The 14,212-nt window shown below is 46.2% G+C and carries 16 protein-coding genes; 3 read left to right on the top strand and 13 right to left on the bottom strand.

Annotation, left to right across the window (positions count from 1 at the left end):
* Positions 1 to 18: 18 nt before the first annotated feature.
* From BMY75_RS08150 to BMY75_RS08115, 8 genes are all read right to left on the bottom strand, one after another.
* Positions 19 to 1,332: a nitrogenase component 1 gene (locus BMY75_RS08150; protein ID WP_074832388.1), complete on the bottom strand. Its 1,314-nt coding sequence runs from the start codon at positions 1,330 to 1,332 to the stop codon at positions 19 to 21.
* A gap of 1 nt (position 1,333) precedes the next feature.
* On the bottom strand, positions 1,334 to 2,092 hold the full coding sequence (locus BMY75_RS08145) for a nitrogenase iron protein NifH (RefSeq protein ID WP_074832385.1): 759 nt from the start codon (positions 2,090 to 2,092) through the stop codon (positions 1,334 to 1,336).
* Positions 2,089 to 3,132, bottom strand: a complete 1,044-nt coding sequence (gene hydE, locus BMY75_RS08140) for a [FeFe] hydrogenase H-cluster radical SAM maturase HydE (RefSeq protein ID WP_074832381.1) — start codon at positions 3,130 to 3,132, stop codon at positions 2,089 to 2,091. Before hydE ends, BMY75_RS08145 begins: the two co-directional genes overlap by 4 nt.
* A 20-nt stretch (positions 3,133 to 3,152) precedes the next feature.
* Positions 3,153 to 3,788: a hypothetical protein gene (locus BMY75_RS08135; RefSeq protein ID WP_074832378.1), complete on the bottom strand. Its 636-nt coding sequence runs from the start codon at positions 3,786 to 3,788 to the stop codon at positions 3,153 to 3,155.
* Between the two features lie 19 nt (positions 3,789 to 3,807).
* Entirely contained in the window at positions 3,808 to 4,455 is a 648-nt protein-coding gene (locus BMY75_RS08130) for a hypothetical protein (protein ID WP_074832373.1), read from the bottom strand.
* Between the two features lie 25 nt (positions 4,456 to 4,480).
* Complete coding sequence (locus tag BMY75_RS08125) at positions 4,481 to 4,987, bottom strand: hypothetical protein (protein WP_074832369.1); 507 nt, start codon at positions 4,985 to 4,987, stop codon at positions 4,481 to 4,483.
* A 10-nt stretch (positions 4,988 to 4,997) separates the two neighbouring features.
* On the bottom strand, positions 4,998 to 6,188 hold the full coding sequence (gene hydF / locus BMY75_RS08120) for a [FeFe] hydrogenase H-cluster maturation GTPase HydF (protein WP_074832366.1): 1,191 nt from the start codon (positions 6,186 to 6,188) through the stop codon (positions 4,998 to 5,000).
* A 371-nt stretch (positions 6,189 to 6,559) separates the two neighbouring features.
* Complete coding sequence (locus tag BMY75_RS08115; RefSeq protein WP_074832363.1) at positions 6,560 to 6,805, bottom strand: TM1266 family iron-only hydrogenase system putative regulator; 246 nt, start codon at positions 6,803 to 6,805, stop codon at positions 6,560 to 6,562.
* A 278-nt stretch (positions 6,806 to 7,083) separates the two neighbouring features.
* Between BMY75_RS08115 and BMY75_RS08110 the strand changes: the two genes are divergently transcribed.
* The gene (locus BMY75_RS08110) at positions 7,084 to 8,502 is read left to right on the top strand and encodes an MATE family efflux transporter (protein WP_074832360.1); all 1,419 of its coding nucleotides are present in this window, start codon (positions 7,084 to 7,086) and stop codon (positions 8,500 to 8,502) included.
* Positions 8,503 to 8,722: 220 nt separating this feature from the next.
* On the opposite strand, the gene BMY75_RS08105 is transcribed toward BMY75_RS08110, so the two are convergent.
* The 5 genes from BMY75_RS08105 to BMY75_RS08085 form a co-directional block, all read right to left on the bottom strand.
* On the bottom strand, positions 8,723 to 9,250 hold the full coding sequence (locus BMY75_RS08105) for a hypothetical protein (RefSeq protein WP_074832356.1): 528 nt from the start codon (positions 9,248 to 9,250) through the stop codon (positions 8,723 to 8,725).
* 19 nt (positions 9,251 to 9,269) lie between these two features.
* Complete coding sequence (locus tag BMY75_RS08100) at positions 9,270 to 9,494, bottom strand: hypothetical protein (protein WP_074832349.1); 225 nt, start codon at positions 9,492 to 9,494, stop codon at positions 9,270 to 9,272.
* A gap of 99 nt (positions 9,495 to 9,593) precedes the next feature.
* Positions 9,594 to 9,935, bottom strand: a complete 342-nt coding sequence (locus BMY75_RS08095; RefSeq protein ID WP_242940206.1) for a sigma-70 family RNA polymerase sigma factor — start codon at positions 9,933 to 9,935, stop codon at positions 9,594 to 9,596.
* Positions 9,901 to 11,637 (bottom strand): recombinase family protein, encoded by a 1,737-nt coding sequence (locus BMY75_RS08090; RefSeq protein WP_074832342.1) that lies wholly within the window; start codon positions 11,635 to 11,637, stop codon positions 9,901 to 9,903. Before BMY75_RS08090 ends, BMY75_RS08095 begins: the two co-directional genes overlap by 35 nt.
* A gap of 108 nt (positions 11,638 to 11,745) precedes the next feature.
* Positions 11,746 to 11,928, bottom strand: coding sequence for a hypothetical protein (locus BMY75_RS08085; RefSeq protein WP_074832338.1), 183 nt, complete (start codon positions 11,926 to 11,928; stop codon positions 11,746 to 11,748).
* Positions 11,929 to 12,328: 400 nt separating this feature from the next.
* Here BMY75_RS08085 and BMY75_RS08080 point away from each other — a divergent pair, with 400 nt between their 5' ends.
* On the top strand, positions 12,329 to 13,891 hold the full coding sequence (locus BMY75_RS08080) for an AAA family ATPase (RefSeq protein WP_074832335.1): 1,563 nt from the start codon (positions 12,329 to 12,331) through the stop codon (positions 13,889 to 13,891).
* A gap of 86 nt (positions 13,892 to 13,977) precedes the next feature.
* Positions 13,978 to 14,212: transposase (locus tag BMY75_RS08075; protein WP_170844274.1), on the top strand; the 235-nt coding region annotated here is incomplete at its 3' end.

The following is a 14,212-nucleotide window of genomic DNA, read 5'->3' as shown; positions in this document are numbered from 1 at the left end:
ACCATACCTCTTTCTACGTCAAATACAGCTCTCACAGCCGATACCCTTGTGAGATATCAGCGTACGCCTGTCCTTAGGTTCAGCCGCCGCCTCTTCCATAAGACGTGCTATCTCCGCTATGCCTGTAAATCCGTAATATCCGCCGTTCTGCACTATGTTCACAAAATAGTCCGTGCTGAAATAGTGCGCCGCTTTCTGACCCACAGCTATCACCCGCTCATGCTCCTCCTCGGGGAAATGCAGCATATTCACATTAACCGCCGAGTATATCTCAATATCGGGTGATATCTCTTTCAGCGCATCAAAATCTTCACCGTCCTCGCCGAGAACATCATTTATTATATACTTCACATTGAAGCCGTTCTCAACCAGCAGTTTCGCCAGCGAAAAAGGCTGTGTTACCGCCGTAAAATCAATAGCTATCGGAGTATCACCCACCGCGGTTTTCGCAGAAGCCAGAGCCGCTTTCGCTTTCTCCTCTTCACCCGCAAGGTCGGGACATTCCACTCCAAGAGTATCGCAAAGCTTCGCAATGTTCTCCCTTATCCTGACAGAATCAAAACTGTATGGCAGATACAGTGCCTTAGTACCCAGCCGCTCCGAAAGCTCATTACAACCCATAGCCGCCGTAGGCAGGTACGCTATATTCACCGCCGACTTAGCCATTTCAAGATATTCGTCATAGGTCTTACATGAGGTTATATCCCTCAGGGTAAATCCGTTATCCTTGATTATGCGCACAAGCTCGCTGTTCTCGTCCGTTGCTCTGTCATTTCCGATGATATTCACCGAGCGCTCGTCCACAGGCAAAGGTTTCAGCGCGTTATAAAGCTGTGCCCTCATCTTAGCATCGGGAGAAACATTCTTGCGCATGGTAGGTGTCATATAGCAGTCCGAAAAATCTATATCGGGAAATTTATCGGACAGTTCTTGTATGATGATATCAAAATCACACCCTGCAAAAAGGTGTATACAGCTGAGATACAAAAGCACAGCACGAGGTCTGTAAGGCAGTCCTTCGATTATTTCGCTTACTCCGTCCACCACATCGCTTTCCAGCGTACCGTCGAACATATCCTGCTCCGATACCGATATCCAGCTCATGCGGTCAAGTGCGTTCATTTCCGCCGCCGTGAGTATAACGCCCCTCAGACAGCCCTGGGCACAGGCGAATATCTCATGGACTTCGGGTATCAGCATACCGGTATGAACGATATTCCACACACCTCTGGCAGGCGGATTGTACTCCAGTCCACTCGTAAAGAAATCACCCCGCGGCGCGTCACCCAGCCTTACCACAGGCGGGCGGTCAAACCCTGTCTTTTTAAGCATATCACTCACCTCCGCAAATAGCGTATACGCTGTCCGCTATTGCTTTAAGCTGTTTTGCGGTATCGCTTTCGGGGGCAGAAGCCACTATCGCTTTTCCTGCTTCCTCTGCAAGGGGTATATCCTCGCTGCGGTCAAGAGAGCCTATCACATAAGTGTTGAAATCAGCCGCCAGCTCATCTGCCGCCTCGTCCTCATCAGGCACGCCCCTGCGGTTGAGGATTATGCCCCCAAGGGAAGCATATCCCCTGCCTTTGAAATTCTCCACCGCCATGCAGATGTTTGCCGCCGCATATCTGGACATCTTCTCGCCCGAACATACAACGAATATCTTATCCGCATAGCCCTTGCGCATGGGCATGGAAAATCCTCCGCATACCACATCGCCGAGAACGTCATATATCACCACATCGGGCTTGTATACCTCGTAAGCACCCAGTTTTTCAAGGCTTTCCAGCGCATTGATTATACCGCGTCCCGCACAGCCCAGCCCGGGGATAGGACCGCCTGCTTCAACACAAAGCACGCCGCTCGCCGTTTTGAAGACCACATCATCAAGGGTGAATTTGCCATTGGTCTTTCGTGTCATATCAAGCACCGTGGGTATCCTGTCGCCGCCGTGGAGAAGCGAAGTGGAATCCGCCTTAGGGTCACAGCCTATCTGCATCACCGTCAGCCCCTTAGCCGCCAGCGCCGCAGAGATATTGCAGGCAATAGTGGATTTTCCGATACCGCCCTTACCGTATACAGCAAATTTTATCATACGTGGTCACCTCTTGTTACAGCCACCTCATAGCCGATGGTCTTCATTCTCGCTTCAAGACAACCTCTGCACTGTGCGCTTTCGTCGCCTGTGCATATCTTGTTGTCGTACAGCATATATTTCTTTCTCACCGCAGTGGGAGAGAGATTGGGCATTATAACATTTGCTCCCGCCTTTACGCCCTCTTCCCTGCCGTTGGGACGTATCGTACCCAGCGCAGTAGTTGCAGGCAGAAGTACATCGGGCAGAAGTATCCTGCACAGACTAAGCAGGAAAAGCGTCAGCTCGTAACTGCCCTTTGGCTCGTCCCTGAAGGGTGTATCCTTGTGGGGCAGGAATGGTCCTATGCCTATCATTTCGGGCTTGAAGCTCTCAAAGAAAAGCATATCCTCGGCGATACATTCCATAGTCTGATAGGGTGAACCTACCATAATTCCAGCGCCCGTCTGATATCCCAGTTCTTTCAGATATTTAAGACATTCCATGCGGTTATCCCATGACATTTCCGCAGGGTGAAGTTTCTCATAATGCGCCTTGTCAGCAGTTTCATGCCTGAGCAGATATCTGTCCGCACCCGCCTCTCTCAAAGCCTTGTATTCATCATAGCTAAGCTCTCCCAGAGAAAGGGTAACAGCACAGTCGGGATGAGCCGCCTTTATCCTGCGCACAATATCGCAGAGCACATCGTTAGTATAGCTCTTGTCCTCGCCGCTCTGCAAAACAAAGGTACGGAAACCCAGTCCGTAGCCCTCGTCACAGCATTCGAGTATCTCATCAGCCGTCAGCCGATACCGCTGAACATTGGTATTGGAACGTCTTATGCCGCAGTAGTAGCAGTCATTTTTGCATACGTTCGAGAATTCAACTATACCGCGTATGAATATCTTGTTCCCGAACCGTGAAGTGCTTATCTCCCTTGCGATATCCGCCGCATAAACCCTGTCATCATCGTCAAACTCTGATAACACGCGCACCCACTCATCTTTTTCAAGATGCTTTTCACTGTTCAGCTTATCTATAAGAGCCTTAACTCTGCTCATGATCTCACCCTGTCTTTGTATTATTTATCCTGCACCGAAGCGCCCATCTTCAGGCTGAAAAGATCCTGCCTTATTTTTTCGAGCGTCTGATCTTTCCTGAATACCGGAAGCCGTACCATAATGTGCTGATATATCCCCGTTTCGTCAGCGACCTCCGCACAGGCATAGTACGAACCGTGCCTTCCGTATGAAACATATTTCACGTATACTCTGCCGATATTCTCTAAGCGGCACATCGCCCTGCCCTTGGTGAAAAGATATCTTCCACCGCTGACCGTATCATTACCAACAACAGGGCTTGCCCTCATAAGGTCGTTGTACACTGCTTCAAGCCCGTCGTTCCTGATTATATTGTTCACACGCTCGGCCTCGGGAAAAAAATCCTTCCGACCTTTGTACCACGCCACTGCCGCCGCAATTGCCATCACCGCAAAATATCCGACGCCAAGGATCATGTACGATTCCCGGTCTATAACAACGCACAAAGTTAATCCCAATGCTCCCATGACCAGGCAGAATATCACCGCCAGATCCCTCTTGCCTTTTAACGCTTTCCTGCTGAATCTCCGCGAAAGGCTCAGAAAATCATCTATGCTCTCATACATACGGCACTCCGCCTCGTTCAGACCGTCATAAAAATCTACTCTGTCATTCATTCCGTCACCTTGAACTTTTTCAGATCCTGTCTTCAAGCTTTTTCAGCCTGTACCTCTTTTCCTCGATGGGCTGTACCAGTTCCTCGAACTTCTGCTGACGTTTGTTCCTAGTTATCCCGCTCAAAGGCTTTATGTCGATACTCAGCCTGCCTATCTCGTCAAAGACCTCTACTGCCGCATAATACGATGTCCCGTCATCAGAAGACTCCACGCGGATATACGTCCTCTCTACATCCCTTATCCGAAGAACTACCCTGTTTTTCTTAAAGATATATTCGTCGCCGACGTATATAGCAGTATTACTTATGCAGTTAACGTGCATGAGGTCGTTGTATACATTTTCCAGTCCGTCAGCCTCTATAATGGTATTTGTACGCAGCACATCGGGAAACGGTGTCTTTCCGTAACTGAACGCAAAATACACTCCCAGCCCGCCAGTTATAAGCGCCATTATAAGAAAGAACAGCACCATACTGGTTGCCAGCATAAATAACAATGATGCTATCGCCCCGATAAAACCCACCACAACACCTATGATACGCTTTCGCCTGACTGCCTGCGGGCTGTATCTTTTCGACAGCGCCAGAAATTCATCTATTTCACGGTACATCTCGGCTTCTCTGCCGCCAAGGTCATAGTAGGATATCTCTTCTTTTCTGTCACTCATTTTGTTATTCTCCCTTGTCAAAGGTCTATTCTTCTTCCTTAATGCCTATCATCTTTCTCAGCTCATCAAGCTGAAGCTGTCTCTGAACTTTCAGCGCACTAAGCGTCCTTATCTCCAGGGTCTCATCACCTGTTTCATCGCTGATATCCGCATAGCAGAAATAGGCTATATCCTCGGTGTTATCCGAATTGTATACATAGCATTTCTTTATATCTTTCAGCCTGCACATATAATTTCCCTGCCTGAACAGGTATTTTGCACCGATGTATACATCACTTCGTTCAAGCTTTGAGCAGTGCATAAGATCGTCATAAACCGTATCTATACCGTCAGCCCCGATTATATTCACAGCCCTTTTCAAAGCTGACATTGGCTTCGATACATTCTTTCGGCTGAACTTTGAAGCCACCTTGTTAGCTATCGAACCGATACCCTTTTTGCAGAACCGCTCCGTCAGCTGCAGGAATTTATCCACCTCTGTATACTTGTCGGCATCGGGCGATGTTTTGTCAAATACAAATTTATCACTCATGTCACTACCTCTACTTGATTTCGGGGATTATCTCCAGACTTCTTTTAAGTATACCGTTCATGTATGCGATAGCGATGCCGTAATTCGTAACGGGAACACCGGCTTCCTCAACTGTCATCATTCTGCTGCTCATTTCCCTTGCGTTCAGCATACAGCCGCCGCAGTGTATAACAAGAGCATAGTCAGTCAGGTCATCGGGGAATTCTCTTCCCGATGAAAACTCAAGTTTGAAGTCCTTGCCTGTATACTTTTTAAGCAGCTTAGGCAGCTTCACCGTGCCAATATCCTCGCACTGACGGTGATGTGTACAGCCCTCGGATATAAGTATCCTGTCGCCGTCTTTAAGACTGTCTATCGCCTTAGCGCCACGCACAGCAGGTTCAAGGAATCCCTTGTATCTCGCCATGAGTATCGAGAATGAAGTCAGCTTGATATCCTCGGGAGTGTCCGCATTCGCCTTGGCAAATACCTGACTGTCCGTGATGACCACCGCAGGCTTGGGATTCAGCTGTTCAAGGAAACCTTTCAGCTCAGTCTCCCGACAGGTCAGCGCAGCCGAGCCATGTTCCAAAAGGTCGCGTATCACCTGCTGCTGCGGAAGTATCAGCCTGCCCTTGGGTGCCGCCTTGTCGATAGGTATGCAAAGTACTGCCAGCTCACCCTCGCCGATAAGGTCGCCCACCAGCGGAACGCTCTGCTCCTTGTAATCAGTAAGCTGAGCAACTTTCTCCCTCAGCTCATGTATCATGGTCTTGTTCAGGGCGCTTACGTATATCTCATTCTTTTCCTCAGCAGGTATGCTATCCAGCAGATCGGACTTGTTCTTAGCGATAACGTAAGGTATCCGCCTGCCTTCAAAAAGCTTTATCAGCTGTTTCTCGCTTTCGTCAAGATCTCTGGTGCAGTCGGTCACAAGTACTGCACAGTCCGTCTTATTAAGCACCTCAGAGGTCTTTTTCACCCTCAGTTCACCAAGAGCGCCCTCATCATCATAGCCGGGAGTGTCTATTATCATTACAGGTCCCATCGGCAGAAGCTCCATCGCCTTGTATACAGGGTCGGTAGTCGTACCGGGAGTATCCGATACTATCGCCAGCTCCTGATTTGTAAAAGCGTTTACCACGCTGGATTTGCCCGCATTTCTGCGTCCAAAAAAGCCTATGTGTACCCTCTCGCCCGAAGGTGTGTCGTTAAGTCCCATAATGATCCTGCTCCTTTTTGAATACTAGTGAAAAGCATAAACAAAGCCCGTATCCTCCTTTACAGAGAACACGGGCATATACGCCGATAAAAGACCTGCGGATACACTTATCCCGTGAGTTCACGCAAAATATAAAGTATTTATAGCAAACGAAATATTTCTGCATTCAGCATCAACAGATGCCGCACTCAATAATGCGCACCGAATGCCCGAAAACAATGCCGTTAACTATATGACCCCATATTTTGTCGCGCCCCGATATCTGTCCGCGGTCGCTTGTGTCTTACTGCTTCTGCCTCAAAATCATTTTCGGCATCAGGAGGAAACATATGCTGATTTTTTTGATGCGTCTTTCCCGTTTTTTACCCGGGTCAGACCGCTGAATATACCGTCTTCGCAGTAACACCTTTGAGCCTGCCTATCTTGCCTGCAAGAGTATTTATCTTGTCCTGCGGCGCATCGATAGCGATGCTTATGATGTTAACACCCTTAGCACGGTAAGGCACTCCCATCCTGCCGAAAATGAACTCGCCAAATTCATGCAGTATGGAGTTTATGCTTTCCACAGCGCTGCCATCTTCAATGATGATAGAAATAACCGCTACTCTGCTTTGCATAGCCATCTTCCTTTCTATCGGTGTCAGCCACCGTGAAAAATATCCTGTTGTCTAATTGCAGATACCGTGCCCCGACGGACACCGATACCTTTATAATATACTGTAATTATATCATACCAAGGTTAGTTAGTCAAGCATAACAGCTACTATTTGGGTATACTTTACAGCGTTTGGTCAACGCCTAAAATTTTCCCGCAATACAATAATTGACAAATCCCCCGCAAAGTAGTATAATATTATCTGTTTTGATAAATGATTTAAAAAAGAGGTAAGGAAAGTTGACTGAAATAAGAGAAAAAAATCCCCTTGGGTATGAGCGTATACCCGTTCTGCTGCGCAAATTCGCGCTGCCCAGCGTTATAGCCATGCTTGTGAGCTCGCTGTATAACGTTATTGATCAGATATTCATAGGTAAAGGCGTGGGGAAACTCGGCAACGCCGCCACAGGTGTGGCTTTCCCGCTGACTACTATCTGTATGGCGATAACCCTCGCCATCGGCATAGGTACAGCTTCAAGATATTCGCTGTATCTCGGCAAGCGTGAGGAAGAAAAAGCCGCCAGAACAGTAGGCTGTGGACTTTGCATGATGTTCGTATTCGGCATATTGCTGACCGTCATCACCGAGCTGAGCCTAAAACCAATGCTGATGGCCTTTGGCGCCACCACAGATGTTTACCCCTTCGCCTACGATTACACAAAGATAACCGCCTTGGGTATGCCTTTCATTGTCGTGATGAACGGCATAAGCAACCTCGCCCGAGCCGACGGCAGCCCCCGTTATTCCATGATAACCATGATAATCGGCGCCGTGATAAATACCATTCTCGACCCCATATTCATCTTTAACTTCGACTGGGGCGTATCGGGTGCAGCCTGGGCAACAGTCATCGGCCAGGTAGCATCAGGCATATTTGCTCTCATGTACCTTAAAAAACTGAAGCGCATCACTCTACGCCGTGAACATATCAGGCTGAGCCCCACTGAAATGCTGACCACCGCCATGATGGGCATGAGCAACGGTCTGACCCAGATAGCCCTCACCCTGGTGCAGATAGTGATGAACCGCTCCCTAACCAAATACGGCGCACTTTCAACCTACGGCCCGGATATCCCCCTCGCCGCCAGCACTATAGTCATGAAAGTCAATTCCATCGTACTCGCCATAATAATAGGCATCTTGCAAGGTATGCAGCCCATCGTCGGCTTCAATTACAGTGCAAGACAGTACGACCGTGTTAAAAGCGTGTACAAGCTGGCAATAAAGTGCGAACTGATCATAACTATCATAGCTTTTGCTGTTTTCCAGATTTTTCCCAAACAGGTTCTCTCACTTTTCGACTCATCCGAAGAAGAGAACACCGTACTGTACTTTGAATTCGCAGTAAAGTTCATGCGTACTTTCCTGCTGCTCCTGCCTCTTACAGGCATACAGATGATATCATCGAATTTCTTCGCAGCCATAGGCAAGCCCATCAAAGGCGCAGTTCTCTCCCTTACAAGACAGGTGCTGTTTCTTATCCCAATGGTGCTGATACTAGCCTATTTCTTCGGACTTAACGGCATAATGGCAGCCGCTCCCATATCCGACCTTATAGCTTTCATCGTTGTTATGGTATTCATAAAAAAAGAAATGAAACAGATGGACTATGTCTCCTCCATCCTGAAAGAGCTGAAGATGTCAAAGATACCAACATAAAACTACAGCCCCGAAGCATTACAGTGCCTCGGGGCTTTGTATTCTTATTTATGGTTATCCCGCTGGCACGCCTGACTTAAAAGCGATCAAAGGAATATAATGAGAGTTTGTCGGTTATCTTTTCCCCCGCCGCAGGCGGGAAAAGATAACATCAGCATAATAGATCCCTGTCGATCCGGCATTTTAAGCGGAGTGGTAAAGGGATAGTCAGATTCTTATTTTACATACTCATACGCATAATGATATGCTCGTAAGATGGAAACTCCGTTTCAAGCACCAATACTGCCACAATTATCACAACAGCAAAAAACGATGAAACAATAAGCTGAACTTTTTTCAAGACGTCATAATATTTCGTATTTACAGTCAGCGAATAGATACCGCCGACAATACATAATACAGAAAGTATAATCAAAAGGAACCCAGCAGCAAATCTGCCTCCTGCTGACTCTCTTCCATAGCCCGGAAGGACCCAGTTCAAAGCTCTGATAGCATAGTTTGTTTCCCAAAAATACAGAAGCACAAGTGGCGAAAAGAGTATAGACACTCCCCATTTCAAAAACCATTCTATTTTGTTCTTGCTTACTAAAGTAAAACCATAAAGAGCCGCAACACCCAGCAGATAAATTATCGTCACGCCAAATCCGCAAGTATCATTTATGATAGTTTCCAGAAATATAGCCGATACGTAGAATACAGCTAATTCCGAACCAAGTATCAGGTCCCTTATAACATCATTCTTATTCAAATCCATTTCCCCCGACTTTTTATTTTTCCAAATTCGCCGAACCATCGGCACTCTTTTTCCACATCTTCAGCCTGACCGAAGAATAGACCATAACAGGAATATCCACCACATCGATCGCCAGAATTATCCATTTGACCACATCGGGAAGCTCAAACGAAGCTATATTGCTTATTGCCACAACCAGCGATGCACAGCTGAGTATCAGTAGACTTACAGACCATATTTTTCTGAGTTTTTTATCCACGTTTCATTCCTCCGATGTTCCTATATTTTCAAACCTCACGCAGACGGCTTGCTTTACAAGCATTATACATCAGCTTGATCCAAAAGTCAACAAGCCACCTCACCCCAGCTCTTCTCTCAGCTTTTCCAAAGCCCTCTTTTCTATCCGTGATACATATGACCTTGATATCCCCAGCTTTTTAGCCGCCTCCCGCTGAGTCAGCGCAGGCTTTCCGAAGAGCCCGTACCGCATAACGATTATCTCCCTTTCCCGTTCATCAAGACACTTATCCAGATCAATATACATCTGCTCCGCACGAACAAGGAGCTCTATCCGCTCTGCAACGTCCTCGCTGTCCGTCAGTATATCCATCAGGCAAAGGCTGTTCCCATCCTTATCTGAGCTGGCAGGTTCTTCTATAGAAACATCATTCGCCGTCTTTTTCAGCGAGCGAAAATGCATAAGTATCTCGTTTGCTACACTCGCACTTCGGCTCTGAATGCAGCACATCAGTACCCCCGCTTTCTGCACCCATAAGATACAGGTGGATATTCTCGCCGTCCCACTCAACACGACGCACGAAGCAGCGTATAACATCACGCTTTTTCATAACATCTAATGTGTCAATAGTTTTAGCGAATGACGACAGCATATCCGCAAGGCTTTGATACTGCTCGTCGGTGATGTCGCTGTTTTCCATAAGTCTGCGGTGCTCAGATATCTGCCTTTCAAGCTCGGAAGTCTTAGTGTGCAGATCGTTTATTTGCGAGATGATATCCTCAGCAGCCATAGTTTCGCCTGCCAAAGTCAAAGCCTTAACAAGATTTGTGCGCTCGGCTTCATACTGCTTTTTCTTTTCAGTCAGCCTGTCGATTTCTGCCTGCGAATCAGCGAATGTCTCATTCAAACTCTTCTGTGAATTTCTTAGCAGCTTCATCAGACCCGAATCGTCCTCGCCCAGATGCTTTATCTCATCGCATATCTGACGGTCAAGCTCGTTACCGTTAATTCGCTTATTATCACACTTGAGACCGTGACTTCTTTCTTTGAGCTCGCAAAGGTAATCATATACCTTCTCGCCCTGCTTGTTGACCCTTGATGAAAGCTTTGGGCGCATAAAGCTTCCACAGCACGCACAAAACAGCAGTCCCGACAGAAGTGCGGTATTGCTCTTGGGCTTTCGGTATGCCTTGTCCCTGTTCTTTTCAAGCAGATGCTGTACCTCTACCCAGCGCTTGCCCTCGATAATGCCCTCGTGCTTGCCAACAGCCACTATCCACTCGCTTGGAGCTTTCTGCTTCATTGACCTCCCCTTTTTCTGTATGGTCTTGTTGTACGCCATAATACCGTGAATGCCGTCAAAGTCATCGCGCGAACCGTACAACTGCATATCTGTTTCGTTCAAATATACCCATGTATCCTCGTCAGCAATAGCATACACAGGGTTTTGCAGAATGGTCTTAATGGCAAACCTCGAAAGCGTGTTACCCTTTTTCGACTTGAAATCATTATTGAGCAGATAGGTCTCCACCTTAGTAATAGAACGCAGTTCAACAAACTTAGTGAACACCAGCCCGACAAGCTCTGCCTCTTCGGGATTTTTCTCCAGCATTCTCGCCTTATGTATCTTGCCATCAACCGTCATACTGCCTACGGTCTCGGCACTCCTGTAACCCGTTGGCGGATTGCCGCCCAACCACCGTCCCGACTTGGCAAGCTCATGCATATTGTCGGTTATTCTCTCTGCAATAATGTCACGCTCCAGCTGTGCAAAAACCGAGCTTATCATCATCATAGCCCTGCCCATAGGCGAGGTATCATCAATGTTGTCGCTGACCGAACGAAAACAAACGCTGTGTTCTTTCAGCTCCTCATAGGTGTTCACAAAGTCCGATGTGTTGCGGCTTATCCTGTCAAGACGGTAGCAAATAACCAACTGAAACTCACCATTGCGGCAGCGCTCCATCATCTCCTGAAATTTCGGACGCTTGGTGTTGCCACCCGAAAAGCCCTCATCCTCGAACTCCACAATGTCCTCATCAACTACATCATATTTGCTTTTCAACGCCCGCCTGCATATCTCAATCTGGTTTTCAATGCTCTCACCTTTGCCGGTGAATTTGGATTTGCGGCTGTAAATTGCGTATTTTCTGTTATCAGGCATATTATTGTTCCTTTCGTTATATTTGTAATAGTTATATATCATTATTATTAGCAGGTGTCAAGTGCCTAATATAAAGACCTCTCTGAATGTCCGGAGAGGTCCTTGCGGTCAATCGGTTTTCTGCGATGCGATATTTTCTATCACCATATCAAGCAGTTCTTTCTTCTTTTCTTTTGAAACAGGCAGTGCATCAATGTGAGCCGTGATAATCTTAGCGTGGCACTCGGCAACAGTTGTTTGAAGCTGCCTGATACCCTCAGCCGAAGTGGGATAATGTACTACGATTTTCATGCTATCACCTTTTCTTATCGTTTTCAAGCTAAAAGCCTATCATTGATATACAATCATTGGCTTTGCTCTAATAGCATTATATAAGAAAATTGTACGTGATATTATCATGATTCCGCATAAATTCACAAATGAGTTAAATAGAATATGACTGTTTATTCTAATTGGCATCTCCGAGTTTTCAGAGATGCCAATTATTCTCATTTTTCGTAATGCTAGACATGCGAGGGAGTACAAGAACTGAATAAAAAGATAACAACCATCAACGGAAAGCTTGTCAGCTGCTGTAAGAGCAAATAACAGAAGGCGAAGAATAGCAATCTGGAATTATAGAAATTATCTGTAAGCCCTTGATTAGCGGGATCATATGTGATATAATAGAAAGTAGCAAGGGGGCGATCTTATGGGTATTTTACTGAATCCGGGAAATGCTGAATTCAAGATGTCTTTTAATTCTGACATCTACGTTGATAAAAGTGAACTTATAATACAGACTAATTCTATTCTGAATAAGGAAAACCGCTTTGTCTGCATCAGCCGTCCGAGACGCTTCGGTAAATCTATGGCGGCAAATATGCTCACAGCTTATTACAGCTGCGGGTGCGATTCCAAAGTGTTCTTTGATAAACTAAAAATATCTAAGGCTGACGATTATACCGAGCACCTTAACAAGTACAACGTCATTCATCTTAACATGACTCAGTATGTGAGTGTCACCGGTACTATTGAATCTGAAATCGAAAAGCTGAGCAAGCGTCTGCTGTTTGAACTTCATAAAGAGAATCCCGATGTAGAGTGCTTCGACCCCGAAAGCCTTGTTGATGTACTGGCGGATATTTTTGCGCAGAAAAATATACCGTTTATTTTCATTATCGACGAATGGGACTGCATATTCCGTATGCACAAGGACGAAAAAGACGCACAGATCTACTACCTCAATTTTCTGCGAAATCTGCTGAAAGACCGCAGTTATGTTGCCCTAGCATATATGACAGGTATTTTGCCTATAAAGAAATACGGCGAACACTCTGCTCTTAATATGTTCACTGAGATCAGTATCGCAGGTGCAGATAATTACGCTGAATTCACAGGATTTACCGAAGAAGAAGTAAAAAAACTCTGCAATAAATACCAGATGCCTTATGATGAGATCAAGCAATGGTACGACGGATATAACGTTGATAACATCTCTATATACAATCCAAAATCGGTCGTTGAAGCTATGCTGCGTCACAGGATAGATAATTTCTGGTCAAAGACAGAGACCTTCAAAGCCCTTGCCGACTATATCCAGGCGGACTATGACGATCTTCATAACAAGGTCGTTCGTCTTATCGGCGGTGAAAAGCTGGAGGTCGATGTTACCACGTTCCAGAATGACATGGTGACGTTCAACAGTTCAGATGATATTCTAACGTTGCTGATTCACCTTGGTTATCTCACCTACGATTTCGATACCAAACGTTGCTGGATACCCAATTCCGAGGTTCAGGAAGAATTTATCCGCAGCATAAAGAACGACAAGGGCTGGTCGAAGATAATGTCGGCAATAAAAGAGTCCGATGAGCTTTTGCAAGCCGTACTTGACGGGAACGCTGATATTGTTGCGGCAGGAGTGGAAAAGTGCCACGACGACAACACTTCTATTCTCAAATTCAATGATGAGAACTCACTCAGCTGTGTTATCTCGCTTGCGTTTTATTCAGCGAGAAAGTACTATATGATAGTTCGTGAGATGCCTGCGGGCAAAGGTTTCGCTGATCTTGTATTCCTGCCCATGCCTAAAGTAGATAAGCCCGCACTTGTTATCGAGCTGAAAAATAAGCTGGCTGTTGATACTTCCATAGACCAGATCAAAAAGAAGAACTATCCCGACAGGATAAAAGAGTATCTCGGCAATGTTGTACTCGTTGGGATAACCTACAACGAAGATAAGCACCATGAGTGTGTAATCGAGAAGATATGAAAACAGGGCGGGAGTCTATCCAAAAATTTGTGTAAACCTCCAAAGTAGTGTATAATAGAAGAGACACTACTTTGGAGGTTTTAATTATGAGCAGAAGACGAAGAAATGAAACAGAAGAGCAGCGAGCAAGAAGAGAGCTAATAAGTGATTTTCTTTCGGCAGCGAATATTCAGAGCATGGACGATATTCAGGAACTTTTCAAGGAGGCACTTGCCGGATTTATGGAAGGTAGCCTTGAATCAGAGCTTGATTCCGAGCTTGGATACGAGCCGTATGACGTTAAGAACAAGGCTACCGACAACAGTCGTAACGGTCACAGCA

Origin of the sequence: Hominimerdicola alba (genome assembly GCF_900109655.1) — a bacterium.
GTDB lineage: Bacteria > Bacillota > Clostridia > Oscillospirales > Ruminococcaceae > Hominimerdicola > Hominimerdicola alba_B.
This window is presented reverse-complemented; position numbering and strand designations above follow the sequence as displayed.